At 74.6% G+C, this 22,508-nt stretch carries 26 protein-coding genes; 18 read left to right on the top strand and 8 right to left on the bottom strand.

All coding sequences use genetic code 11. The features are described from left to right. Positions 1 to 3: 3 nt before the first annotated feature. The 12 genes from ACFW1I_RS12785 to ACFW1I_RS12730 all read left to right on the top strand — a co-directional run bounded on the left by ACFW1I_RS12785 (position 4) and on the right by ACFW1I_RS12730 (position 10,105). Entirely contained in the window at positions 4 to 447 is a 444-nt protein-coding gene (locus ACFW1I_RS12785) for a phage tail protein (protein WP_150233589.1), read from the top strand. Continuing rightward, positions 447 to 881 carry a hypothetical protein gene (locus ACFW1I_RS12780; RefSeq protein ID WP_384669247.1) on the top strand — a complete coding sequence of 145 codons (435 nt, stop codon included), beginning with the start codon at positions 447 to 449 and terminating at the stop codon, positions 879 to 881. The genes ACFW1I_RS12785 and ACFW1I_RS12780 overlap by 1 nt, the downstream gene beginning before the upstream one ends. Beyond that, on the top strand, positions 878 to 1,021 hold the full coding sequence (locus ACFW1I_RS12775) for a DUF6760 family protein (RefSeq protein WP_319012562.1): 144 nt from the start codon (positions 878 to 880) through the stop codon (positions 1,019 to 1,021). Before ACFW1I_RS12780 ends, ACFW1I_RS12775 begins: the two co-directional genes overlap by 4 nt. A 22-nt stretch (positions 1,022 to 1,043) precedes the next feature. Then, a complete protein-coding gene (locus tag ACFW1I_RS12770; RefSeq protein WP_384669245.1) occupies positions 1,044 to 2,648 on the top strand; it encodes a hypothetical protein in 1,605 nt (534 codons plus the stop codon). Positions 2,649 to 2,662: 14 nt separating this feature from the next. Continuing rightward, the gene (locus tag ACFW1I_RS12765) at positions 2,663 to 3,103 is read left to right on the top strand and encodes a phage tail protein (protein WP_384669243.1); all 441 of its coding nucleotides are present in this window, start codon (positions 2,663 to 2,665) and stop codon (positions 3,101 to 3,103) included. Positions 3,104 to 3,108: 5 nt separating this feature from the next. After that, entirely contained in the window at positions 3,109 to 3,906 is a 798-nt protein-coding gene (locus tag ACFW1I_RS12760; RefSeq protein ID WP_384669242.1) for a LysM peptidoglycan-binding domain-containing protein, read from the top strand. After that, the gene (locus ACFW1I_RS12755) at positions 3,903 to 5,747 is read left to right on the top strand and encodes a VgrG-related protein (RefSeq protein WP_384669310.1); all 1,845 of its coding nucleotides are present in this window, start codon (positions 3,903 to 3,905) and stop codon (positions 5,745 to 5,747) included. The genes ACFW1I_RS12760 and ACFW1I_RS12755 overlap by 4 nt, the downstream gene beginning before the upstream one ends. 21 nt (positions 5,748 to 5,768) lie before the next feature. Beyond that, on the top strand, positions 5,769 to 6,053 hold the full coding sequence (locus ACFW1I_RS12750; protein ID WP_384669241.1) for a PAAR domain-containing protein: 285 nt from the start codon (positions 5,769 to 5,771) through the stop codon (positions 6,051 to 6,053). 8 nt (positions 6,054 to 6,061) lie between these two features. Beyond that, positions 6,062 to 6,517 carry a GPW/gp25 family protein gene (locus ACFW1I_RS12745; protein ID WP_384669239.1) on the top strand — a complete coding sequence of 152 codons (456 nt, stop codon included), beginning with the start codon at positions 6,062 to 6,064 and terminating at the stop codon, positions 6,515 to 6,517. Next, positions 6,517 to 8,487, top strand: coding sequence for a putative baseplate assembly protein (locus tag ACFW1I_RS12740; RefSeq protein WP_384669237.1), 1,971 nt, complete (start codon positions 6,517 to 6,519; stop codon positions 8,485 to 8,487). The genes ACFW1I_RS12745 and ACFW1I_RS12740 overlap by 1 nt, the downstream gene beginning before the upstream one ends. A gap of 5 nt (positions 8,488 to 8,492) precedes the next feature. Beyond that, on the top strand, positions 8,493 to 9,044 hold the full coding sequence (locus tag ACFW1I_RS12735) for a phage tail protein (RefSeq protein WP_384669236.1): 552 nt from the start codon (positions 8,493 to 8,495) through the stop codon (positions 9,042 to 9,044). Positions 9,045 to 9,322: 278 nt separating this feature from the next. After that, positions 9,323 to 10,105 (top strand): NADase-type glycan-binding domain-containing protein, encoded by a 783-nt coding sequence (locus ACFW1I_RS12730; RefSeq protein ID WP_384669235.1) that lies wholly within the window; start codon positions 9,323 to 9,325, stop codon positions 10,103 to 10,105. A 4-nt stretch (positions 10,106 to 10,109) separates the two neighbouring features. On the opposite strand, the gene ACFW1I_RS12725 is transcribed toward ACFW1I_RS12730, so the two are convergent. Then, entirely contained in the window at positions 10,110 to 10,634 is a 525-nt protein-coding gene (locus ACFW1I_RS12725; RefSeq protein WP_384669233.1) for a hypothetical protein, read from the bottom strand. Between the two features lie 87 nt (positions 10,635 to 10,721). On the opposite strand from ACFW1I_RS12725, the gene ACFW1I_RS12720 reads away from it, so the two are divergent. Further along, the gene (locus ACFW1I_RS12720) at positions 10,722 to 10,964 is read left to right on the top strand and encodes a hypothetical protein (RefSeq protein ID WP_384669232.1); all 243 of its coding nucleotides are present in this window, start codon (positions 10,722 to 10,724) and stop codon (positions 10,962 to 10,964) included. Between the two features lie 157 nt (positions 10,965 to 11,121). Further along, entirely contained in the window at positions 11,122 to 11,850 is a 729-nt protein-coding gene (locus tag ACFW1I_RS12715; protein ID WP_384669231.1) for a S1 RNA-binding domain-containing protein, read from the top strand. Here the strand turns inward: ACFW1I_RS12715 and ACFW1I_RS12710 are convergent. From ACFW1I_RS12710 to ACFW1I_RS12690, 5 genes are all read right to left on the bottom strand, one after another. Next, entirely contained in the window at positions 11,804 to 12,391 is a 588-nt protein-coding gene (locus tag ACFW1I_RS12710) for a GNAT family N-acetyltransferase (RefSeq protein WP_384669229.1), read from the bottom strand. The two genes, ACFW1I_RS12715 and ACFW1I_RS12710, sit on opposite strands and share 47 nt — an antisense overlap. A 47-nt stretch (positions 12,392 to 12,438) precedes the next feature. Continuing rightward, the gene (locus ACFW1I_RS12705; protein ID WP_384669227.1) at positions 12,439 to 14,364 is read right to left on the bottom strand and encodes a helix-turn-helix domain-containing protein; all 1,926 of its coding nucleotides are present in this window, start codon (positions 14,362 to 14,364) and stop codon (positions 12,439 to 12,441) included. A gap of 103 nt (positions 14,365 to 14,467) precedes the next feature. Next, on the bottom strand, positions 14,468 to 15,841 hold the full coding sequence (locus tag ACFW1I_RS12700) for an MFS transporter (RefSeq protein ID WP_384669225.1): 1,374 nt from the start codon (positions 15,839 to 15,841) through the stop codon (positions 14,468 to 14,470). Between the two features lie 154 nt (positions 15,842 to 15,995). After that, positions 15,996 to 16,787, bottom strand: a complete 792-nt coding sequence (locus tag ACFW1I_RS12695) for a 3-hydroxybutyrate dehydrogenase (RefSeq protein WP_384669224.1) — start codon at positions 16,785 to 16,787, stop codon at positions 15,996 to 15,998. Between the two features lie 95 nt (positions 16,788 to 16,882). Continuing rightward, a complete protein-coding gene (locus ACFW1I_RS12690) occupies positions 16,883 to 18,310 on the bottom strand; it encodes a tannase/feruloyl esterase family alpha/beta hydrolase (protein ID WP_384669223.1) in 1,428 nt (475 codons plus the stop codon). 223 nt (positions 18,311 to 18,533) lie between these two features. On the opposite strand from ACFW1I_RS12690, the gene ACFW1I_RS12685 reads away from it, so the two are divergent. The 3 genes from ACFW1I_RS12685 to ACFW1I_RS12675 are packed head-to-tail and all read left to right on the top strand — an operon-like array spanning position 18,534 to position 20,138. Then, the gene (locus ACFW1I_RS12685; protein WP_384669221.1) at positions 18,534 to 18,662 is read left to right on the top strand and encodes a hypothetical protein; all 129 of its coding nucleotides are present in this window, start codon (positions 18,534 to 18,536) and stop codon (positions 18,660 to 18,662) included. Positions 18,663 to 18,702: 40 nt separating this feature from the next. Continuing rightward, the gene (locus ACFW1I_RS12680) at positions 18,703 to 19,479 is read left to right on the top strand and encodes a CoA transferase subunit A (protein WP_384669220.1); all 777 of its coding nucleotides are present in this window, start codon (positions 18,703 to 18,705) and stop codon (positions 19,477 to 19,479) included. Beyond that, positions 19,479 to 20,138 (top strand): CoA transferase subunit B, encoded by a 660-nt coding sequence (locus tag ACFW1I_RS12675; protein WP_384669219.1) that lies wholly within the window; start codon positions 19,479 to 19,481, stop codon positions 20,136 to 20,138. The genes ACFW1I_RS12680 and ACFW1I_RS12675 overlap by 1 nt, the downstream gene beginning before the upstream one ends. 16 nt (positions 20,139 to 20,154) lie before the next feature. Here ACFW1I_RS12675 and ACFW1I_RS12670 read toward each other — a convergent pair whose 3' ends face one another. Then, the gene (locus ACFW1I_RS12670; protein ID WP_384669217.1) at positions 20,155 to 20,676 is read right to left on the bottom strand and encodes an HAD domain-containing protein; all 522 of its coding nucleotides are present in this window, start codon (positions 20,674 to 20,676) and stop codon (positions 20,155 to 20,157) included. 48 nt (positions 20,677 to 20,724) lie between these two features. Then, entirely contained in the window at positions 20,725 to 21,504 is a 780-nt protein-coding gene (locus ACFW1I_RS12665; RefSeq protein ID WP_384669215.1) for an NAD(P)H-dependent oxidoreductase, read from the bottom strand. Positions 21,505 to 21,643: 139 nt separating this feature from the next. Between ACFW1I_RS12665 and ACFW1I_RS12660 the strand changes: the two genes are divergently transcribed. Beyond that, a partial coding sequence (locus tag ACFW1I_RS12660; RefSeq protein WP_384669214.1) for a helix-turn-helix transcriptional regulator occupies positions 21,644 to 22,508 on the top strand: 865 nt, incomplete at its 3' end.

The following is a 22,508-nucleotide window of genomic DNA, read 5'->3' as shown; positions in this document are numbered from 1 at the left end:
CTCGTGCCCCTTCCCGATCTCGACAGTTCCGTCGGACACTCCTTCGGCCTGGAGTTCGACAGCGTCATCATCAGGCAGATCACCGAGGTCAGCGGCCTGAAGATGGAGCAGGACGTCATCGAGCTCAAGCAGAACACCGCCGACGGCAAGTACGCCATCAAGAAGCTGCCCGGGCGGCCCAAGGCGGGCGAGGTCACCGTCTCCCGCGGCCTCACCGAGGACAACAGCTTCGAACGGTGGATCAAGGACTCGCGGTTCGGCCGCATGAGCGACGCGCGCCGCAACGGCGCCATCATCGTCTACGACTACGAGGGCCTGCCCATCAAGCGGTACAAGCTGATCAACGCCTGGCCCAAGTCCCTGGAGATCGGCGCCCTCAAGGCCGGCGACACCTCCGTCCTGACGGAGAAGCTCGTCATCACCTACGAGAGCATGGAAGTCGACTGATGCGGCGCACGACGGCGGCCGCGCCGTCCCACGCCGGCCACGGCGACCACGACGCCGGGGCGGGGCTGCGGACCGAGTTCCCGTTCCGGCTGCCCCGCGGGTACGTCGACGAGCACGGCACCGTCCACCGCGACGGCGTCATGCGGCTCGCGACCGCCCGCGACGAGCTGGTGCCGCTCCGGGACGACCGGGTGCGGGAGAACTCCGCGTACCTGTCGGTGGTGCTCATCTCCCGCGTGGTCACCCGGATCGGCACGGTCGACGACGTCCATCCCGGGGTCGTCGAGGACCTGTTCGCCTCCGACCTGGCCTTCCTCCAGGACTTCTACCGGCGGATCAACGCCGAGGGGCACACCCGCGCCGCCGTCACCTGCCCGTCCTGCCAGGAGGAGTTCGCGGTGGACCTCGCCGGTGGCCGCCTGGGGGAATCGTGACGTACGCGGCCGACCAGCTGTACGAGGAGGTCGCGTACCTCGCCTACCACTTCCACTGGCCACTGGATCAGCTCCTCGACCTGGAGCACGCGGAACGTCAGAGGTTCGTCGCCCAGGTGGCCCGCCTCGGCGGAGGATGACCGACGGGGAGGGAACGGAACCATGGGACTGCTGTCCTGGCTGCGCGGCGGACGGGGGGCCGAACGCCCCGCGGACCCGACCCCGTCGGCGGCCCCCGGGGACCGGTGGGACGTGTCCGAGATGCCGCCGCTCCAGCGGACCTTGGGCGCGCCGACGCTCGTCACCGACCCGTCGGCCTTCGAGCGCGGGCTGCCCACCCGGCAGCCGACCGCCCTCTCCACCCCGCTCGGCCACCTGATCAGCGCGGAGGCGCCGAGCGGACTCGTCCAGGGGGTGACCACGCCCGTCCAGCGTGCGGCGTCGGTGGTGGAGTTTCCCGTACGTGACGGGGCCCGACCGGCGGCGTCGGCGGCACCGTCGACGTCACCCGTGGCGGAGGTCCCGGGCGTGCGGCTGCCCGTGGCGGCGCGGCTCGCGGGGCCCGTGCAGCGGGCGGCCTCGATGTCGGTGCCCGCCCCGGCACTCGATTCCGTACCCGTACCCGTCCCCCTACCCGCGCCACCGCCCCCGCGCGTGCCGGCCGTTCCCCAGCCGCACACCGCCCGTCGGGAGGAGACCCCCGCGATCCAGCGGACGCGGGAGGCGCCGACGGAGCACGCGGCGAGCCAGGGAGCAGCGGAGGTCCCGGCGGAGGCTGCGGACGGGCCCTCCTCTCCCGCCCCCTCGGGGGGAGGGGCCGTCGAGCCTTCGGTACGCCCGCTGGTCGGCGAGCGGCCGCTCCTGCCCGCCGCGCCGGAGCCCGACGCCGCTCCCGAGCCCGCTGCTCCGCCGCCCGTCCAGCGGTCCCTCCCGCCCACCGGACCGCCCCCTTCCCCACCTCCGCCGCCCCGCCGCGCCCCCGGCCTCGGCGCGCCGCTCCCGGGGCTCCCGCCGACGGCGCAACGCGAGGCCCCCGGTGCCGCGCCGGCCGTACCCGCACCTGTTCCGGCCGCCGCGCCCACCCTCGTACAGGCCACCACCTCCGTGCTGCCCCCGCTCCCGGCGCCGACGCCCGCGCCGGAGCCCGAGCCGGTGGCGCCGCTCCTCGCCGACCGGCCCCTGGTGCTGCGTACCGTGGCCTCGGAGCCCACCCCGGTCGCCGCTGCCCCCACCGTCCCGCCGGCCGTGCCGGTCCGCTGGGAGGCGCCCGCCGCCGTCCAGCGTCGGACGTCCCCGCCGCCGAGTCCCGCCGCCGTCCAGCGCGTGACCGCGCGGCCCGTGCCGACGGCGCCCCGGCCGCCCCGCGACGCCGGGGACGTGGCCGTCGCCGCCGGGGTCGCCCAGCGGATGGCCGACGGCAGCGTAGTGTTCGCGCCGCCGCCCCCGCCGGCCGTCCACCACCGGCCCGCAGTCCCGGCGGCGGCCCCCTTGGTCCAGCGCGAGGTCGCCACCGAGGAGCCCCCGCCCCCGCCGCCGGAGGACGTCCGGGCGGCCGCGCCCGAGCCCGTGCCGGACGAGAACGCGGACACCGGCCCCAGCCCCACCGGCGAGACCACCGCTTCCACCGCCCCGTCCGGGCCGTCCGCCGCTCCTCCCGTCACCGACGAGTTCGTCCGCGCCCTCTACCCGCAGCTCGCCCGCCTCTTCAAAGCCGATCTGCGTCTGGAGCGCGAGCGCGCCGGCCGGCTCATCGACACCCGGTTCTGACCAGGAGGGACTTCATGGCCACCGCCGCTCCGCACGACGAGCCCGCCGTCAGCGTCTGCTTCGTCGTCACCATCGACGACATCGAGCTCGGGTCCTTCAACACCTGCGAGGGCCTGGGCTGCGAGGTCGTCCTGGAGACCCGCGAGGAGGGCGGCAACAACGGGCACGTGTGGCAGCTGCCGACCCGTCTCAAGTACTCGAACGTGAAGCTGTCGCGTCCGCTCACCCGGGAGACCGAGAAGGTGGCGCGCTGGTTCGCCGGGATGACGACCGGGTTCACGCGGAAGACCGCGCACATCGAGGCGCGGACCGGGGACGGGCGGACGGTGGCCCAGTGGGGGCTGCTCGAAGTGGTGCCGGTGCGGTGGACCGGTCCGTCCTTCACGCCCGAGTCGCCGAAGGTGGCGATCGAGACGATCGAGATCGCCCACCACGGCTATGTGATGGAGGGCTGACCGGCATGAGCGCGCCCATCGCCTTCAGCGCGGCCGGCACCTCCGGCGTCGCGTCCGCCGGGAAGGGCCGGTCCGCCCGGCCGAAGCTGGAGCACGCCTATCTGGAGCTGCGGACGCCGCCGTCGGGCGGCGGGCTCACGCCCGGGGCGCCGTGCGGGCGGATCGACTTCCAGTTCAATCCGAAGGAGCTGAGCCTCACCAAGGCGGCGGCGTGGAAGCGGACGCCGGCCAAGGGCGCGAAGAGCGCGGGGCCGCCGGAGTACCAGGGGCCGCAGCCGAGCAAGCTGACGGTGGAGATGTTCTTCGACGCGGGCGACACCCAGGACACCCGGGTGGTCACCTCGGTGGAGCAGCTCTTCGCGTGCTGTGTGCCGACGAGCGAGACGCGGCAGCAGCAGCGGTCGTCGCCGCCGTGGGTGGTGTTCCACTGGGGCGGGCTGACCGGCTTCCCCGGGTACGTGAGCCAGGTCCAGGCGAAGTACACGCTGTTCACGACCTCGGGCGTGCCGATCCGGGCGGTCTGCCTCGTCACGATGGAGGAGATCAGCGGGGAGACGCCGGGGCAGAACCCGACGTCGGGGGCGCTCACCGCCCGGCGGACGCACCGGGTGGCGGCCGGGGACTCGCTGCCGTCGCTGGCGCAGCGCGAGTACGGCGATCCGGCGGCGTGGCGGGTGATCGCGGAGGCGAACGGCATCGACGACCCGCTGCGGCTGGCGCCCGGTACGCGGCTGCTGCTGCCCGCGCCGGACGAGCTGGGCCGGCTGCGCGAGGCGTCGGCGGCCGCGGGCGGTGGTCGCTGATGGCGCCGGGGGTGGCGTCCGCGCTGCTGGTGGAGGTCGGTGGCGGTCCGCTGCCGGCGCGGCTGATGAACACGCTGGTGGAGGGGTACGTCGACGACAGCCGTACGCTGCCGGACCTGTTCCTGCTGCGGTTCCGCGACCCGGACCGGACGCTGCTCGCGCAGGGCGGGATCGCGGTCGGCGCGGAGATCCGGCTGCTGGCGCGGGGCGGCGGCGGCACGGAGCCGCTGCCGCTGCTGACCGGGGTGGTGACGGCGCTCGAACTGGAGCTGGACGAGTCGGGCACGTACACCGTGGTGCGCGGGCTCGACGAGACGTACCGGCTGCTGCGCGGGGCGCGGGTGGCCGGGTACCAGAACATGGCCCTGTCCGACATCGTCGCCCAGGTCGCCCAGCGGGCGGGGCTGAAGCCGGGGACGGTGGACGTGGCCGGGCCGGTGCTCGACCACGTGGCGCAGGCCAACGTCAGCGACTGGGAGTTCGTGCGCGGTCTCGCCGAGGAGGCGGGGGCGCAGGCGTTCGTACGGGACGGGCGGCTGCACGTGGCGAAGCCGGTGGAGGCGGGCGGGGCGCCGGACGCGTCGGCGCGCGCGGACCGGGATCCGCTGGTGCTGGAGCGGGGTGCGAACCTGCTGCGCTGCCGGGCGTCGGTGTCGGCCGCCGAGCAGGTCTCGGAGGTGGAGGTGCGGGGCTGGGACGTGCGGGGGAAGCGTGCCCTGGTGGGCCGGGCCCCGGCGGGGACGTCGCCGCGGCTGGCGCTGGGGGTGACGGCGGCGCAGGTGACGGCGCCGTTCGGGGAGGCCCGGCACGTGGTGACGGACGGCGGGTACGGCACGCAGGAGCGGGTGGACCGGGCGGCGAAGGCGCTCGCGGAGCGGATCGCGGGGTCGTTCGCGGAGCTGGAGGCGGTGATCCGGGGCAATCCGGAGGTCCGGGCGGGCACGGCGGTGGCGCTCAACGCGGTCGGCGCGCCCTTCGAGGGCCGGTACACGGTGACCTCCTCGCGGCACGTCTTCGACGCGGTGCGCGGGTACGAGACGTGGCTCACGGTCTCCGGGCAGCAGGAGCGGTCGCTCTTCGGGCTGACGGGCGGCGGTGGTCCCGCGGAGGGCCACCGGTCCGGCGGGCTCGTCAACGCGACGGTGACGGACACACAGGACCCGGACGGTTCGGGGCGGGTGAAGGTGACGTTCCCGTGGCTGTCGGACGAGTACGCGAGCGACTGGGCGCGGACCGCGCAGGCGGCCGGCACGGGCGGTGGCGAACCGTACATCCCGGAGGTCGGGGACGAGGTGGTGGTCGGCTTCGAACTGGGGCGCCTGGACCGGCCGTACGTCCTGGGCGGGCTCTACAACGGCCAGGACCGGCCGTCGGGCGGCGGGGCCGTGGATCCGACGTCCGGGGCGGTGGACCGGCGGGCCTTCGCGTCCAAGGGCGGGCACAAGCTCGAACTGCTCGACGCGGCGGGCGGGGCGCAGGGGGTGAGACTACGCACCGGTGACGGGAAGCTGACGATCGACCTGGACCAGGCGGGGACGGCGGTGACCATCGGCAGCGACGGGGCGGTGCGGATCACCGCGAAGGAGAAGGTGTCGATCTCGGCCTCGGGCGGTGTGAGCGTCGCCGCCGAGCGGGGCGCCCTCGAACTCAGCGGTGACAGCGTGTCCGTGACGGCACGTCAGGGAGTGAGGGTGGACGGCGGGCAGGGGGAGGTGCGGCTGGCGACCGGCGGTGCGCTCGACGTGCGGGGGTCCACGGTGACGGTGGACGGCACGCAGCGCACGGAGCTGAAGGGCGGCACGACACTGTCCGTCAACGCGCCCCTGGTGAAGATCAACTGACGGGTACGGGGGGGGAGAGTCATGGCACAGGCAGCGGCCGCCGCGCGGGTCGGCGACCCGACCGCGCACCCGGGGGTGATCGGCCCGCCGGGGGTGTCGTCCGTCCTCATCGGCGGGCAGCCCGCGGCCACCGTCGGCACCGGGCACCAGTGCGCGTCGCCGGCCGCCCACCCGCCGTCCGTGCTCGCGCCGCCCGGGTCCACGACGGTCCTGATCGGGGGCCGTCCGGCCGCCCGGGTCGGGGACCTGTCCGGCTGCGGCTCGGCGGTCGTGTCGGGCTGTCCGTCGGTGCTGATCGGAGGCTGAGGGGAACCATGGGGCAGGAGTTCATCGGCGCGGGCTGGGCCTTCCCGCCGCGCACGGACGCGACCGGGTCGATCGCGCTCGTCCGGGGCGAGCGCGAACTGGAGGAGTCGATCCGGCTGATCCTCGCCACCTCGCCCGGGGAGCGGCCGATGCGGCCCGAGTTCGGCTGCGCGATCAACGACTACGTCTTCGCGCCGGCCGACGCGGGGACGGCCGGGCAGCTCGCGTACGAGGTGCGGCTCGCGCTGGAGCGGTGGGAGCCCCGGATCGAGGTGACGGAGATCGCGGTCCGCTTCGACGAGGTCGACAACGGCGTGCTGTACATCGACATCGGCTACACGGTGCGCGGCGCCAACGACCCCCGGAACCTGGTGTTCCCGTTCTATGTGATCCCGCGCCACGACACCGCCCTGCCGTCGGGCCCCGGCACGTCCGGGACCGGCGGGCCGGAGGAGGACCGCTGATGACCCTGCCCAGCCCCCATCTGGACGACCGGCACTTCCAGAGCCTGGTGGACGAGGCCAAACGGCTGGTGCAGCGGCGCTGCCCGGAGTGGACCGACCACAACGTGTCGGACCCGGGCGTCACGCTGATCGAGGCGTTCGCGACCATGGTCGACCAGCTCGTCTACCGGGTGAACCGGGTGCCGGAGAAGAGCTATCTGACCTTCCTGGACCTCATCGGGGTGCGGCTCCACCCGCCGACCGCCGCCACCACCGACGTCACGTTCCGGCTTTCCGCGCCGCAGCCCGAGCCGGTGGTCGTGCGGGCCGGTACGGAGGTGGCGACGGTCCGCACCGAGACCGAGTCGGCCGTGGTCTTCGGCACCACCCGGGACCTGACGATCGTGCCGTGCGCGTACGCCGCCCTGGCCACGCTGCCCGCGCCCGCAGCGGGGGCGGGCCCGGCCGCCGAACCGGTGGACCGGACCGACGAGCTGGCCCTCGGCCGCGACATCCCCTGCTTCTCCCCCGCGCCCGCTCCCGGCGACGCCCTGTACGTGGGCCTGTCGACGCCGGTCCCCGCCGGGGTGGTGGTGCTGCGCCTCGACTGCGACGTGCAGGGCGTGGGCGTCGACCCGCTGCGGCCGCCGCTGGTGTGGGAGGCGTGGGACGGGCTCCGCTGGACGGCCTGCGAGGTGGAGAAGGACGACACCGGCGGCTTCAACCGGTCCGGCGAACTGATCCTGCACCTGCCGGCCACCCACACCGCGCTGAGCATCGTGCGGCGCGGCGCCGGCTGGCTGCGCTGCCGGCTGGTGGCGGCGGCGCCGGACCAGCCGACGTACGTGGCACCGCCGGTGGTCCGCGGGATCACCGCCTTCACCATCGGGGCGACGGTCGGCGCCGAGCACGCCGAGCGGATCACGGACGAGGTCCTGGGGACGGCCGAGGGGGTGGCGGGCCAGTCCTTCACGGTCGACCGACCCCCGGTCGTGCCGGGCGAGTTCACCCTGGAGGTGACACCGCCCGATGCCGCGGACGACACCGAACCGCCCTGGACCCGGGTCGACGACTTCGCCCACTCCGGCCCCGCCGACCGGCACTTCACCCTCGACGAGGGCACCGGCCGCGTCGAGTTCGGCCCCGCCGTCCGAGAACGGGACGGCACCGTACGGCAGTTCGGCGCCGTCCCGGCGAAGGGGGCGACCGTCCGGGTCCGCGCGTACCGCACCGGCGGCGGGCTCCGCGGCAACGTGGCCCGCTCCACGCTGCGCGTCCTGCGCGGCACCGTGCCGTTCGTGGCGCGCGTCGAGAACCGCCGGCCGGCCCTCGGCGGCGTCGACGGCGAGACGGTCGACAGCGCCCGGGTCCGCGGCCCGCTCACCCTGCGGACCCTCCAACGGGCCGTCGTCCCCCGCGACTACGAACTGCTCGCCCGCGAGGTGGCCCCGGACGCGGCGCGCGTCCACTGCGTCCCCGACGACGCCGAGGGCGGGGTGCGGCTGCTCGTCGTGCCGTCCGGGCGCGGCGACGCCCGCGGCCGGATCGCCTTCGACGAACTGATCCCGCCGCCCCGGACCCTCGAACGGATCGCGGCCCACCTCGACGCCCGCCGCCCCGTCGGCGCCCGGCTCGTCGTCGAGCCGCCGTTCTACCAGGGCGTCACCTTCGTCGCGACCGTGCAGGCGAGCCGCGGCGCCACCGCCGAACGGGTCCGGGAGAAGGCCCTCGCCGCCCTCGACGGCTACTTCAACGCGCTCACCGGCGGACCCGAGGGAGCCGGCTGGCCGTTCGGCCGCCCGGTCCAGACCGGCGAGGCGTACGCGGTCCTCCAGCGGGTCCCCGGCGTCGACCTGGTCGACGACGTCCGGCTCTACCGCGCCGACCCCGTCACCGGGCAGCGGACCGAGGTCCCCGACGGGCGGATCCCCCTCGACCGGCACGCCCTCGTCTTCTCGTACGAGCACCAGCTGCGGGTCCGGGAGGTCTGACCACCGTGCGCACCGACGTCCCCGGGCTGCCGAGCCCGCACCCGCTCATCGACCTGCTGCCGGCCGTCTACCTCGAACACGACTTCCTCGCCCGGTTCCTGGCCGCGCTCGACGAGGTCCTGGCGCCGGTGCTGCTCAGCATGGACAACCTCCCCGCCCACCTCGACCCGCGCACCGCGCCCGAGGACTTCCTCGACTGGCTGGCCGGCTGGGTGGCCGTCGAACCGGACGAGGACAGCCCCCCGGACCGCCGCCGCGCCGCCGTCCTCGGCGCGGTGGACCGCCACCGGGCCCGCGGCACCCTCCACGGCCTCGCGGAGGCGCTCCGCCTGGAGACCGGCGGCGCGCCGGTCTCCCTCCAGGAGAGCGGCGGCACGGTCTGGTCGCCCACCCCCGGCACCCCCCTGCCCGGCACCGCCCGCCCGTGGGTCACGGTCCGGGTCGCCCCGCCGGACCCGGGCCGGGTCAACCGGGCGCGCCTGGAGCAACTCATCGCCGCGGAGCTCCCGGCCCACGTCGGCTTCACTCTGGAACTCACGCCCGGGGGTACGAGATGACCTGCCCGACGTGCGGCCTGCGCAACGCGCCGGGGACGCCGTTCTGCGCCTCCTGCGGGGCGTTCCTGGACTGGGAGGGGGACGGGGAAACCGAGACTTCCGGTGCGGGGGCGGCGGGTACGGGGGACGGCCCTGCGCCCGCACCCGCACCCGCACCCGCACCCGCACCGCCTGCCGAGCCACCGGCTGAGCCACCCGCCGCACCTCCTGCCCCCGCCCCGGTGGAAGCGCCCGCGGCAGCGGGGTTGCGGCGGCCCGGGGCGGAGACCGAGGCGCCGGTGCCCGGTCCACCGCCCGAGACGCCGGCCCCGGCGCCGGTCGCCGCGCCCCCGGTGCCGACGCTCCGCTGCGCGGCCTGCGGCACCGAGAACGAGGCCGGCCGCACCCTGTGCGTGCGGTGCGCCCGGCCGTTGGCTCCCGGGCCCCGGCCCGAGGCGCCGCCGCCGTGGTGGCGCCGGCTGCTGCGCCGCCGGGGGCGCCGGGCGCCGCTCGCCGGCACCCGTCCGCGCCGGTCCCGGCGCAGGCCCCGGCTCCTGCTGCCGCTGGTGCTGGTCCTGCTGGCCTGCGGCATCTGGTTCGGCCTGCCGCACGCGGGCCGCCTGCTGGGCCTGGCCCGGGAGGAGACGAGCCCGCCGGAGTCGCTGCCGCCGTCGGCGGTACGGGCCTCCCGGGCGCTGAAGGACCATCCGGCGGGCGCGGCCTTCGACGGCTTCAGCAACCGCTACTGGGCGGCGCCCGCGACCGGCGCGACGCTGGAGGCGGACTTCGAGGCGCCGGGGGTCCGGGTGACGAAGCTGGTGGTCTTCGCGGGCACGTCGGCGAAGAAGGACGAGTTCCTGACCCAGGCCCGCCCGGCGCGGATCCTGGTGGAGGTCGTCTCGGCGGACGGCGGCACCCAGACCCGGCGCATCACCCTCAAGGACCAGCCGGGCCAGCAGACCTTCACCCTGCGCGCCTCCGAGGTGACCCGGGTCCGCATCACCCCCGAGACCGCCTACGGCACGACCCGCGGCCGCCATCTCGCCCTGGCGGAGGTCGAGTTCTTCGGCCACCGAGGCTGAGGCCTCACCCGAGCCTGGCAGCCCGCCGAAGGGACGCCCGCCGGTCCGGATCGCCCACCTCGGCCGCGAGCGCCCCCACCACACGCGCGTGCTCGGCGAACACGGCCCGGCACCGCGCCCGTGCAGGACGCTCCTCGTCGCTGCCGAACCACATCACCCATGCCTCGTTCTGTCCGGCGACCGACTCGGAGAACTCCGCGGCGGACACCAAGAGGTCCAGCAGGTCGGACCGCACCGGAACGTACGGATCGCCGGCCAGACGGATCAGAAACGGCAGCGCAGCCGGCATGGCCGCGTTCATCGAGGTGATGTCGTTGAACAACACGCCGCTCAGAACACGCTCGGCCTCCGGACCGGCCGTCCGGTCGAGCAGGGCACGAAGCAGCACCGGAGCCGCCGCCGGACACCCGATGTAGTCGGTCCAGCGAACGTCCTCGCAGCCCTGCAGCGCGGGATGCCCACGCCCGGCATCCTCCGCCCCCGGGTACTCCTGGAGAAAGCTCTCGATCAACGCGTCCTTGGCGGCCACGTCCGTCCCGAGCCCACGCACCTCGCCCACCCTTCCCGTTCAGCCGATCCCCCGTAACCTGTACCGTCCCCAAGGCGTTCCCCGACCATGCGAAAGATCATCACCTGCGGCCTGATGGCCGCCGCGGCCCTCTCCGCCGCCACGCCCGCCTTCGCCGACCACGACAGCAACTTCGGGAGCGGTGTGAACGCGGCGAACAACTGGAACTTCACCGCCGCCGACGTCTGTATCCAGGAGCTCGCCGTGGTCCCCGCCCTGAGCGACTGGACGGGCAACCACAAGAACAACTGCTCCAACGGCAACGTCATCGACCACTCCGGCGGACACTGACCCCGCACCCGTCCCGCCCCCGTGCCACCGGCCTCGTGAGAGGTTGGCCGGCATGGGGGCGACATCGCGGGACCAGGACGCACGGGAGTTCGTGGCGGGGATCCGCATCGGAGACATCTGCGAAGGAACCGTGGCGGCGTTCACACGGGGTCACGGTGTGACCGTCACGCTGGACGGGTTTCCCGACCGTCCGCTGGGAGTCGTAGGGCCGCTGGACCTCCACTGGAGCCGGCCCACGACCGTCGACGTCGGTCAGCGCGTCACGGCCGAGGTGGTCGACGTCGACGTGGACGGCTGCCGGGTCCGGCTGGCCATGACCGCCACCGAGCACCCGGAGCTGTGGGCGTTCCTGAAGGGGCGCCGCCAGGGCGAGATCATGTCCGGCACCGTCGCGGCGATCGAGAGGTTCGGCGTGTTCGTCGCGCTCGACGAGGGTCCTGAGCATCCGGTCTTCCCCGGCGTCGGGTTCATCTCGATGGCCGAACTGTCCTGGCGGCCCTTCGAAGCGGCGTCGGACGTCGTCCGGGTCGGGCAGCGCGTCTCGTGCGAGTTCCTCCAGTTCGACACCACGAACGGCGAGGCCCGGTTGTCCCTGAAGGCGACCCGGCCCGATCCCTTCGACGCCCTCGGCGGGGACCTCCCCGTCGGCCGGGCGCTGCCCGGCAAGGTCACGAAGCTGCTTCCCTTCGGCGCGTGCGTCGAGATCGCCGACGGCGTCGAGGGATTCGTCCACCTCACGGAACTCTCCGCGTCCCCCGTGGCGACGCCCGAGGAGGTCGTCGCCGTCGGCGACGAGGTGACGGTCGTCGTGACCGCGTTCCACCGGACGCGGCGCGCCATCAGCCTCTCCCTCCGTCGGGCGCGGGAGGACACCGCCACGTCGTAGCGTTCGAGGCCCGGTCGAGGGCGCGCAGGTCTCTCGTGTAGCGGTCGAGCAGCCCGCCGTGGGACGTGTGTCGGCGCCCGGCCGTGGTGAAGCCGGCGCGTCGCGCGACCGCCGCGGAGGTGGCGTTGGCCGGGTCGGCCTGGATGAGGGCCTGCTGCCCGCCTTCCGCCGCCGCGTACGGCAGGGACAGGAGGACCGCTCGGGTGGCGAGGCCGCGGCCTCGCCCGTGCGGGTAGAGGCCGTAGGCGATGTTCACCTCGCCGGGGGCCAGGTCCTCGCCGGCGAAGCGGAGGTCGAGGGTGCCGGCGAGGGTGTCGTCGGAGCCCGTGCGGATGCCGAAGGCGCGGAGGGGGCCGGCCGTCGTCCACTGGTCCTGGCAGTGCCGGAGGTACGTCTCGACGCCCGCGCGTGTACCGGGGCCGCCGTTGAGCCAGCGGACGAGGAGGTCGTCCTCGCCGGCGAGGTGCGCCTCCGCGTCGTCGGGGTGGAGCGGCGACAGGGTGACGACGCCGTCGGACAGCTTCGGTTCGCGCAGGGGCATGCGGCGATTCTCGGCAGCCGGCACCGCGCCGCACCAACGGATTTCGCTCAGCGGCGCGTGCTCGCCAGGTGGTGGAGGCGGAGGGCGAGGTGGATCTCCAGGGCGCTGGCGGGGGTGTTCCAGTCGGGGCCGAGGAGTTGGGCGACCCGGTCGAGGCGCTGGACGACCGTGTTGACGTGCACGTGGAGGGCGTCCTTGGCGCGGGCGAGGCTGGCGCCCTGGTCGTAGTAGGCGTGCAGGGTGCGGACGAGTTCGGTGCCCCGTTCGGTGTCGTAGGCGAGGACGGGGCCGAGGACCCGCTCGACGTACGCGCCGATGTCGGCGCGGTCGCCGAGGAGGACGCCGATGAAGCCGAGGTCGGCGATGTCGGCGCCCTCTCCGGTGCGGCCGAGGGCGTGCAGGGCGGTGAGGCAGCGCTGGGCCTCGGCGTGGAAGGCGGCGTGCTGGTCCGGGCCGGTTCCGGGGCCGGCGGTGCCGACGGTGACGGGGGTGCCGAGGATCCGGGCGAGGTCGGCGGCGAGGCCGTGGGCGAGGGGGCCGGGCTCGGCGGACGGCACGAGGAGGACGGTGTGCCCGTGGCGGGTGCCGGCGAGGCCGCCGAGACCGCGCACGACGCGGGTGGCCTCGGTGGCGAGCCGGGAGCGGGCGGCGGGTTCGCAGTCGAGGACGGCGACGGCGTGGGGCCGGCCGAGGTCGAGTCCGAGGCGGCGGGCGCGCAGGGTGAGGCTGCCCGCGTCCCAGTGGGCGGAGGAGGCGGGGCCGGCGAGGAGGTCGTCGAGGAGTTCGCCGCGCACCCGGTCCTCGGTCTCGGCGACCGAGCGGCGGATCAGGAGGAGCATCGCGGTGACGAGCGCCGACCGTTCGAGGAGGCGGCGGTCCGCCTCGGGCAGGTCGCCGCGGCCGGTGAGGACGATGCTGCCGAGGGGTTCGGCGCCGGCGAGGACGGCGCAGGTCCAGACACCGTCGGCGTGGACGGCGCGGCCCTCGGTGTGCGAGGCGGTGAGGCTCGCGGCGGAGGGGGCGACGGGTGGGGTGCCGACGCGGGCGAGTTCGCTGCCGTCGGTGTCGTGGACGGCCACTCCCCCGCCGAGCAGCGCCGCGATCTCGGCGGCGACCTCGTCGGTGCCGGCGCCGCGCAGGACCAGTTGGGTGAGCCGGTCGTGGGCGTCGGACGCCTGGTGGAGGGCTTCGCCGTGGGCGCGGGCGGTCGCGTTGGCGGCTTCGAGGCGGGCGAGGGCGCTGCGGGTCTCGTCGAGGCGGCGGGCGCTGTCGATGGCGACGGCGGCGTGGTCGGCGAGCGAGGCGAGGAGGGCGATGGCGTCGGGGGTGAACTCGCGCGGGGTGCGGTCCGCCGCGAACAGCACGCCGATGACCTCCTCGCCGAGGCGCAGCGGGACGCCGAGGATGCCGCGCAGTCCTTCCTCGGCGACGCCGTCGTCGATGGCGCCGGTGTGCCGGTAGCGGCGGTCGGTGCGGTAGTCGCTGCTGGCGTAGGGGCGGGCGGTCTGCGCGACCAGGCCGCCCAGGCCCTCGCCCATGCCGAGCCGGAGCTGCTGGAAGGCGGCGGAGACGGACCCCTCGGTGACCCGCATGAACGTGTCGCGCGCGGCCGGGTCGTTGAGGGTGAGGTAGGCGACGTCCGAGCCGAGCAGCGTGCGGGCCCGGCGGACGATGGCGCGCAGCACCGCGTCGAGGTCCCGCAGTCGGGCCAGGTCGCCCGCGGTGTCGTACAGCGCCACCAGTTCGGCCTCCCGGCGGCGGTACTGGTCGAGGACCCGCCGCACCGACAGCGCGGTCCGGGTGGTCTCCTCGATCCACGCGAGGTCGGCCGGGCCGGCCCCGTCGGCCCGGGAGCGTGCGGGCTGGGCGGCCAGTTCCTCGGCGGGGGCGTCGGCGGCGAGCAGCTCCAGCATGCGGCGTGCCGCCTCGGCGGACGCGGGTGTCCGGGCGTCGGTCGGGCGGCCGGTGGTCATGGCGCCTCCTCGCAGGGGGGATCGGGGGTGGGGGGTGTGCGGGTGTGGCCCGGTCCGTCGTCCTCCCCCTGGGGACGGCGGGCCGGGCCGGGGTGTCCCGGGGTCAGGCCCGGTCGCCCGCGCCGACGGCGGACGGGGCGGCGGCGGCCGGTTCCTCGTCCCGGCCGCGGCTGAGGTCGCGGCCGAGGGTCTCCCGGGTGACGGCGACGGTGATCGTGGTGACGACGGCCGCCGCGCACAGGTAGACCGAGATCGGGGTGGAGGAGCCGTAGTCCTTGAGGAGTTCGACCGCGATGATCGGGGCGAGCGCGCCGGCGAGGATCGAGGCGAGCTGGGAGCCCATCGAGGCGCCGGAGTAGCGGACCTTGGTGTCGAACATCTCGGAGATGAACGCGGCCTGCGGGCCGTACATCGCGCCGTGCAGCAGCAGGCCGGCCGTGACGGCGAGCGTGATCACCACGAACGACTTCGAGTCGACGAGGCCGAAGAAGACGAACGCCCACACCGCCATGCCCACCGAGCCGATCAGCGTGACCGGCCGTCGGCCGATCCGGTCGGACAGCGCGCCCCACATCGGGATCGTCACGAAGTGGACGGCGGAGCCGATCAGGACCGCGTTCAGCGCGGTGCTCTTCGACAGTCCCAGGTGGGTGGTGACGTACACGAGGAGGAAGGAGGTGAGGATGTAGTACGAGATGTTCTCGCCGAAGCGGGTGCCGATGGCGGACAGCACGTCGCGCCAGCTGCGCTTGAACACCTCGACGACCGGCGCCTCCTCCTTCGCGCCCGCCGCCGCGGCCGCCTCGGCCTTCGCCTGGGCCTCCAGGAAGACCGGCGACTCGGAGACCGAGACCCGGATCCACAGGCCGATCATCACGAGCAGGCCCGACAGCAGGAACGGGATGCGCCAGCCCCAGGACTGGAAGGCGGCGTCCGACTGGACGGCGGCCAGCAGCGACAGGACGCCGGTGGCGAGCAGGTTGCCGCCGGGCGCGCCGGCCTGCGGCCACGACGCCCAGAAGCCGCGGTGCTTCTCGCCGCCGTGCTCGGAGACGATCAGGACGGCGCCGCCCCATTCGCCGCCCAGCGCGAAGCCCTGCACGAGGCGGAGCACGGTCAGCAGGATCGGCGCCCACACGCCGATCGTCCCGTAGGTGGGCAGCAGGCCCATCGCGAAGGTGGCGCCGCCCATCATCAGCAGGCTGAGCACCAGCAGCTTCTTGCGTCCGATCTTGTCCCCGAAGTGGCCGAAGACGATGCCGCCGAGCGGCCGGGCGGCGAACCCGATGGCGTACGTGATGAACGCGATCAGCGTGCCCACCAGCGGGTCGGCGCTGGGGAAGAACAGCGTGTTGAAGACGAGCGCGGCGGCCGATCCGTACAGGAAGAAGTCGTACCACTCGATGGTGGTGCCGATGAGGCTCGCTCCGACGATGCGGCCGATGCCGCCTCTCGGCTGGGTGGTGGTGTCAGACATGGTTCACCGGTTTCACGAACGGACGGAAAGGGGGACGGGTCGATCGCGGGTGGTGCGGCGGTACGGGGTCGAGCGGGGGTTACGGGTGGAGCCGGGGGTTACGCGTGGGGCCGGGGGTTGCGGGTGGGGCCGGGGGTTCTTGGCCGGGCGGGGGTCAGCCCGCCGTCCAGCCGCCGTCGAGCGGGAGGGACGTGCCGGTCAGGTAGCCGGAGTGGGGGCCGCAGAGCCACAGGACGGCGGCGGCGACCTCCTCGGCCTCCAGCAGCCGCTTGACCGGCGAGCGGGCCAGCATCACGTTCGACAGGACGTCGCCCTCGCTGATGCCGTGGGCGGCGGCCTGGTCGCGGACCTGGCCCTCGACCAGCGGCGTCCGCACATAGCCGGGGTTCACGCAGTTGCTGGTCACGCCGTGCGGGGCGCCCTCGATGGCGGCGACCTTGCTCAGCCCCTCCAGGGCGTGCTTGGCGGCGACGTACGCGGCCTTGTAGGCGCTGGCCCGCAGGCCGTGGACGCTGGAGATGTTCACGACCCGGCCCCAGCCCTGCCCGTACATGTGCGGCAGGGTCCGCCGCATCAGCAGGAACGGGGCCGTGACCATCACCTTCTGGATCAGCTCGAAGCGCTCCGGCGGGAACTCGGTGAGCGGAGCCACGTGCTGGAGGCCGGCGTTGTTGACGAGGATGTCGGCGTCGGCGGGGAGGAGGTCGATCGCGGCCGGATCCGCGAGGTCGACCTCGTGCACCTCTCCGCCGGCGGCCTCCGCGACCGTCTTGGCGGCGGCGCCGTCCCGGTCCACGACGTGCACGGTGGCCCCCGCCCGCGCCAGGGCCAGCGCGCAGGCCCGGCCGATGCCGCTGCCGCCACCGGTCACCAGCGCGGTGCGCCCGCTCAGGTCGATCGCCCCGGTGGCCGGCAGGGGTGCCGGGGTGGGAAATGTGTTCGTCATGGCCGGAAACAGTAGGGAGACCTCCGGTGCCCTCCCATGGGTGCCACAGCCATAAAGTGACGGCGTTCAGTGGTGTCTGACACCACTGGTGGCGGCTATCGGCCGAGGGAGCAGCGGTCCAGGAGCGCCGTCGGGTCCGCGTCGGCGGGCATGGCGACGGTCTTGGAGGCCGGCGGGCGGCTGCCCGTGGCCAGCCACCGCTCCAGCGCGGTGAAGCCGCTGCGGTGGCACGGCACGAGCGGCCGGAGCTTGTCCGGGAAGGCGTCGACGAGGGAGTCGGTGTGGGTGCCGCCCTCGATGCGGTAGTAGCGGTGCAGCGGGCCCCGGCCGGCGTCGCGCACCATCCGGGCGTAGACGTCGGAGTCCTCGCCGATGGGGAGCAGGACGTCGAGGGTGCCGTGCAGGGTGATCAGGGGTTTCCCGATCCGGCCGGTCAGCTCGATCTTCTCCACGGCCTGCCGGACCTCCTCGGGCCGGGCCGCGTAGTCGTAGTCGGTGTCACAGGCGGGTGTGCCGGTCGCGCAGTAGGGGGTGCCGGCCTCGGTGGCGCCGTCGAAGCCGGGGTCCAGCTCCTCGCGGTTGATGCGCTGGGTGAGGTCCCAGTAGACCTTGTGGTGGTACGGCCAGAGGAACTCCGAGCCGGCCGGGAAGCCGGCGGCGTGCATCCGCTGCCGGGCGGTCTCGGCGCCGTCGCCGCCCGCCGCGTACGCGGGATAGGCGCGCAGGGCCTTCGGCAGGAACTCCAGCAGGTTGTGGCCGTCGGCGCGCCAGAGGGTGCCCTCCCAGTCGACGCCGCCGTCGTACAGCTCCGGGTGGTTCTCCAGCTGCCAGCGCACCAGGTAGCCGCCGTTCGACAGGCCGGTGGCGAGGGTGCGGGCCGGGGGCCGGTGGTAGCGCTGGGCGATGGTGGCGCGGGCGGCGCGGGTCAGCTGGGTGACCCGCTCGTTCCACTCGGCGATGGCGTCGCCGGGCGCCTGCCCGTCGCGGTGGAAGGCGAGGCCGGTGTTGCCCTTGTCGGTGGCGGCGTACGCGTAGCCGCGGGCCAGCACCCAGTCGGCGATCGCCCGGTCGTTGGCGTACTGCTCGCGGTTGCCGGGGGTGCCGGCGATCACCAGGCCGCCGTTCCACCGGTCGGGCAGGCGGATGACGAACTGGGCGTCGTGGTTCCAGCCGTGGTTGGTGTTGGTGGTGGAGGTGTCGGGGAAGTAACCGTCGATCTGGATGCCGGGCACCCCGCTGGGGACGGCCAGGTCCTTGGGGGTGAGCCCGGCCCAGTCGGCGGGGTCAGTGTGGCCCGAGGCCACGGTGCCGGCCGTGGTGAGCTCGTCGAGGCAGGCGGCCCGCTGGTGCTCGGCGCCGGGTACGCGGATCTGCGCCATGCGGGCGCAGTGGCCGTCGGGGGCTCCGGCGGTGGCGGGGGTGGCCGCGGCCGGGACGGCGGTGACCGCCAGGGCGGACACGGCGAGGGCGGTGAGGGCGTTGCGGCGCAGGGCGCCCGGCGGGGAGCCGGGAGTGGGACGCATCGGGGTGCCTCCGGGGGTCGGGTTGCTGGGACGCGCGAGAGGCTATGACGCCGGTTCGGCCCGACCCATGGGCGTATCGCCCATTCTTGGCCGCCGGGTGGTGGGGCGCGCCACCACCCGCTCCCCTTCGGGGAGTTCGCTCCGCCGCGGGCGGGCGGCCCGACGGCGGAACCACGGATCCGGGCTTCCCGTGGCCGTCGCGGCGAGGGCTTCCGTGGTCGCGGTGGAGGTGGAGGTGGAGGTGGTCGGCACCACCTCCACCGGGGTCGGTGTGTGGATGACGGCCATGGTCGCGCCCTCCGGCGCCTGCCTAGGCTCGCTGCCCATCGGTCGTATCGGCCACCGGCTCTGACCTGCGAGGTCATCCGGCTGTCTGAGGGAAGGGATCCTCCATGGGGCTGGACAAAACGGTCGCGAGCGCGGCGGAGGCGGTGGCCGACATCCCCGGCGGCGCCTCCCTCGCGGTGGGCGGCTTCGGGCTGTGCGGGATACCGGGCACGCTGATAGACGCGCTCTGGCAGCGCGGCACGGACGGCCTGCGGGTCGTCTCCAACAACTGCGGCGTCGACGACTGGGGGCTCGGGCTGCTGCTCGCCGCCGGGCAGATCTCCCGGATGACGAGCTCGTACGTCGGCGAGAACAAGGAGTTCGCCCGCCAGTACCTGAGCGGGGAGCTGGAGGTCGAGCTCGTCCCGCAGGGGACGCTGGCCGAGCGGCTGCGGGCCGGCGGCGCGGGCATCCCCGCCTTCTACACACCGGCCGGCACCGGGACGCAGGTCGGGGAGGGCGGGCTGCCGTGGCGGTACGCCTCCGACGGATCGGTCGCCGTCGCCTCGCCGCCCAAGGAGACGCGGGAGTTCGGCGGGCGCCCGTACCTCCTGGAGGAGGGCATCACGACGGACTTCGCGCTCGTCCGGGCGACCGTCGGCGACCGGCACGGCAACCTCGTCTTCCGTTCCTCCGCCCGGAACTTCAACCCGCTGGCCGCGATGGCCGGACGGATCACCGTCGCGGAGGTCGACCACCTCGTCGAACCGGGCGAGCTCGACCCCGACGAGATCCACCTCCCCGGCGTCTTCGTCCAGCGCGTCGTCCGGGTCACGCCCGGCGACCCCGCCGCCGAACGCCGCATCGAACGCCGCACCGTCCGACAGGAAGAAGCCGCCTGATGGCCCTCACCCGCGACCTGATGGCCGCCCGCGCCGCCCGCGAACTCACCGACGGGAGCTACGTCAACCTCGGCATCGGCCTCCCCACCCTCGTCCCCAGCCACCTCCCGCCCGGCATCGAGGTCGTGCTCCAGTCCGAGAACGGCATCCTCGGCGTCGGCCCCTACCCCACCGAGGACGAACTCGACCCCGACCTCGTCAACGCCGGCAAGGAGACCGTCACCACCCTCCCCGGCGCCTCCTTCTTCGACTCGGCGCTGTCCTTCGGGATGATCCGGGGCGGCCACATCGACGCGGCGATCCTCGGCGCCATGCAGGTCTCCTCCGCCGGCGACCTCGCCAACTGGATGATCCCCGGCAAGATGGTGAAGGGCATGGGCGGCGCGATGGACCTCGTGCACGGCGCGGGGCGGGTCATCGTCCTCATGGAGCACACCGCCAAGGACGGCACCCCCAAGCTCGTCGAGACCTGCACCCTCCCCCTCACCGGCCGCGCCGTCGTGCAGCGGGTCATCACCGACCTCGCCGTCCTCGACGTCACCCCCGACGGCTTCGCCCTCGTCGAACTCGCCCCGGACGTCACGCTCGACGAGGTCCGCGCGGCCACCGCGGCGGACCTCCTCGTCCCGGCCGCCCTGGGCGGGCCGCGGGCCGGGTGACCCGCGCCCGGCCGTTTCAGGCCGCTCGGTCGCGCTCCCGGCGCAGCCAGGCGTCGCACGCCGCGTAGTCGGCGTCGGTGAGACCGACGCGGGCGTCCACCCGGAGGAGCAGGGCACGGCCCGGGTGGTGGGCGGCGACCCAGGCCCGGTCCCGGTCGGTGATCTCGTCGTCGATCCAGACGAACGGCCGGCCCGCCGCCCACGCGACCAGCCGCCGGGTCTTCGCGTGCAGTCCGCGGCGCACGTCCTGCCCGTCGGCGTCCGACGGCTCCGGGCAGCGGACGACGGGCAGGCGCGGCAGGCCGAGCAGCGGGGCGACGCATGCGTTGGCGTCGTCCTGCCAGGTCGTCGCCCACACCACCTCGCACGGCAGCGCGGCGAGGCGCGCTCCGTGTCCCGGATCGAGCCGGGACAGCAGGGGGTTCACGGCGTCGAGGCCCGTGGTGAAGGTGGGATACGTCCCGGGATCCGCCCCGAACGGGATCAGCGGGCCGTCGATGTCGAGGAACAGGAGCGGAAGCCGCTCGGAGCCGGTCACAGCGGTCGAGGATAACGGCGGGTGCCGGGCCGCCGTCCCGGCGCGGTGTCAGGCACGCACGTGGAGGCCGAAGCCGGTGCGGCCGGCGGGCTCCAGACCGGGCTTCAGGTGGAGGGAGGGGATCTCGTAGTCGCCGAAGTTCTGGCGGCGGAAGGGGATCGGCTCGGTCGACTCCAGGGTCAGCAGGCGCTCCCGCCACGCCGTGGCGGCGGCCTCGTACGCCTCGGGGGTCATCCGGTCGCTGCCGTACACCACGAACGGCGGCAGGGACTCGATGCCCGGGTAGTAGAGGATCCCGTGCTGGAGGGGGAACAGCAGGTCGTCGATGGGGCCGTTGATGCCCCGGGCCGCGTAGTGGGACTCGGGGCCGCCGACGGTCACCGACAGCAGGGCCCGGCGGCCGGCGAGGGTGCCCTCGCCGAAGCGCTCGCCGTACTTCGTCTCGCTGTGCTCGCCGACGCCGTAGGCGAAGCGGTAGGTGAAGACCCGGTCGACCCAGCCCTTGAGGATCGCGGGCATCGTGTACCACCACAGCGGGAACTGGAAGACGATCGTGTCGGCCCAGAGCAGCTTCTCCTGTTCGGCGAGGACGTCCGGGGTGAGCCGGCCGGAGTCGAAGGCCCGGCCCGAGTCCTGGGCGACCCTCAGCGGGCTCGACGCGTCGGGGCCGTAGTCCTCGGCGTCCACGGCCGCCTTCCACTTCATCGCGTACAGGTCGGTCACCCTGACCTCGTGTCCGGCGGCCTCCAGGGTGGCGACGGCGAGGTCCTTCAGCGAGCCGTTGAGGGACCTCGGCTCCGGGTGGGCGTAGACGATGAGCGTCTTCATGGGGACTCCTTCGGATCGGATGCCTCCGAGTCTGGCCGCGGCGGCGGCCGGTGTTCAGGGGCGCCCGTACCGTCGGAACGGCGTTCCTGGTAACGGCAGTACCACCCAGGGGGCGGCGGGCGGGCCGATACTGGAGCGCATGGACGATCTCGCGGGCTTCCTGCGGACCCGGCGTTCCCGGGTGGATCCGGCCGCCGTCGGCATCCCCGCCGACGGCCGCCGAAGGGTGGCGGGGCTGCGCCGCGAAGAGGTGGCGCACCTGTCGGGCGTCAGCGTCGACTACTACGTGCGCCTGGAGCAGGGGCGGGCGACGCAGCCCTCCGAGCAGGTCCTCGACGCGCTCGCCCGGGTCCTCGGCCTCGACGAGACCGAGCGGGGCCACCTGTACCGGCTGGCGCGGCAGCGCCGGCGCCGGGCGAAGGCGCCGGGCGGGCGGGTCCGGCCGGAGCTGCTGCGGGTCCTGGACCTGGTGACCGGCACCCCCGCGCTGATCATGGACCACCGGCTGGACGTGCTGGCGGCCAACCGCATGGCCGGGCTCCTCTACGGCCGTCCGACGTCGGGCCTGAACACGGCCCGGCACCTCTTCCTGGAGGAGGACGAGCGGGGCCTGTACGCGGACTGGGAGACGTGCACGCTCGACGTCGTCGGGCACCTGCGCCTGGCCGCCGGGAAGTACCCGGACGACCCGCGGCTCGCCTCGCTCGTCGGCGAACTGGCCATGGGCAGCGACCGCTTCCGCCGTCTGTGGGCGCGCGCGGACGTGCGCGCCCGTACGCACGGGCGCAAGGCGTACCGGCATCCGCTGGTCGGGCTGCTCGAACTGCACCAGGAGAACTTCGCGCTGCCGGACGGTTCGGGCATGGAGCTGCTGGTGCTGTCGGCGGCGCCCGGCAGCCCGGCCGAGGACGGGCTGCGTCTGCTGGCGGGCCAGGACGACCCCGCCCGGGCCGGGCGGGGGGGCGCACCCCGGGGGCGCGCGCGACCCCCGGGGCGCGCCCGCG

Origin of the sequence: Streptomyces sp. NPDC058955 (assembly GCF_042741435.1) — a bacterium.
Taxonomy (GTDB): domain Bacteria; phylum Actinomycetota; class Actinomycetes; order Streptomycetales; family Streptomycetaceae; genus Streptomyces.
This window is presented reverse-complemented; position numbering and strand designations above follow the sequence as displayed.

Bases quoted from the DNA above. Each gene is read 5' to 3' on its own strand.
- ACFW1I_RS12780 (WP_384669247.1), top strand. From the start codon at position 447: ATGCGGCGCACGACGGCGGCCGCGCCGTCCCACGCCGGCCACGGCGAC.
- ACFW1I_RS12770 (WP_384669245.1), top strand. From the start codon at position 1,044: ATGGGACTGCTGTCCTGGCTGCGCGGCGGACGGGGGGCCGAACGCCCC.
- ACFW1I_RS12765 (WP_384669243.1), top strand. From the start codon at position 2,663: ATGGCCACCGCCGCTCCGCACGACGAGCCCGCCGTCAGCGTCTGCTTC.
- ACFW1I_RS12760 (WP_384669242.1), top strand. From the start codon at position 3,109: ATGAGCGCGCCCATCGCCTTCAGCGCGGCCGGCACCTCCGGCGTCGCG.
- ACFW1I_RS12750 (WP_384669241.1), top strand. From the start codon at position 5,769: ATGGCACAGGCAGCGGCCGCCGCGCGGGTCGGCGACCCGACCGCGCAC.
- ACFW1I_RS12745 (WP_384669239.1), top strand. From the start codon at position 6,062: ATGGGGCAGGAGTTCATCGGCGCGGGCTGGGCCTTCCCGCCGCGCACG.
- ACFW1I_RS12740 (WP_384669237.1), top strand. From the start codon at position 6,517: ATGACCCTGCCCAGCCCCCATCTGGACGACCGGCACTTCCAGAGCCTG.
- ACFW1I_RS12720 (WP_384669232.1), top strand. From the start codon at position 10,722: ATGCGAAAGATCATCACCTGCGGCCTGATGGCCGCCGCGGCCCTCTCC.
- ACFW1I_RS12710 (WP_384669229.1), bottom strand. From the start codon at position 12,391: ATGCCCCTGCGCGAACCGAAGCTGTCCGACGGCGTCGTCACCCTGTCG.
- ACFW1I_RS12705 (WP_384669227.1), bottom strand. From the start codon at position 14,364: ATGACCACCGGCCGCCCGACCGACGCCCGGACACCCGCGTCCGCCGAG.
- ACFW1I_RS12700 (WP_384669225.1), bottom strand. From the start codon at position 15,841: ATGTCTGACACCACCACCCAGCCGAGAGGCGGCATCGGCCGCATCGTC.
- ACFW1I_RS12695 (WP_384669224.1), bottom strand. From the start codon at position 16,787: ATGACGAACACATTTCCCACCCCGGCACCCCTGCCGGCCACCGGGGCG.
- ACFW1I_RS12690 (WP_384669223.1), bottom strand. From the start codon at position 18,310: ATGCGTCCCACTCCCGGCTCCCCGCCGGGCGCCCTGCGCCGCAACGCC.
- ACFW1I_RS12680 (WP_384669220.1), top strand. From the start codon at position 18,703: ATGGGGCTGGACAAAACGGTCGCGAGCGCGGCGGAGGCGGTGGCCGAC.
- ACFW1I_RS12675 (WP_384669219.1), top strand. From the start codon at position 19,479: ATGGCCCTCACCCGCGACCTGATGGCCGCCCGCGCCGCCCGCGAACTC.
- ACFW1I_RS12665 (WP_384669215.1), bottom strand. From the start codon at position 21,504: ATGAAGACGCTCATCGTCTACGCCCACCCGGAGCCGAGGTCCCTCAAC.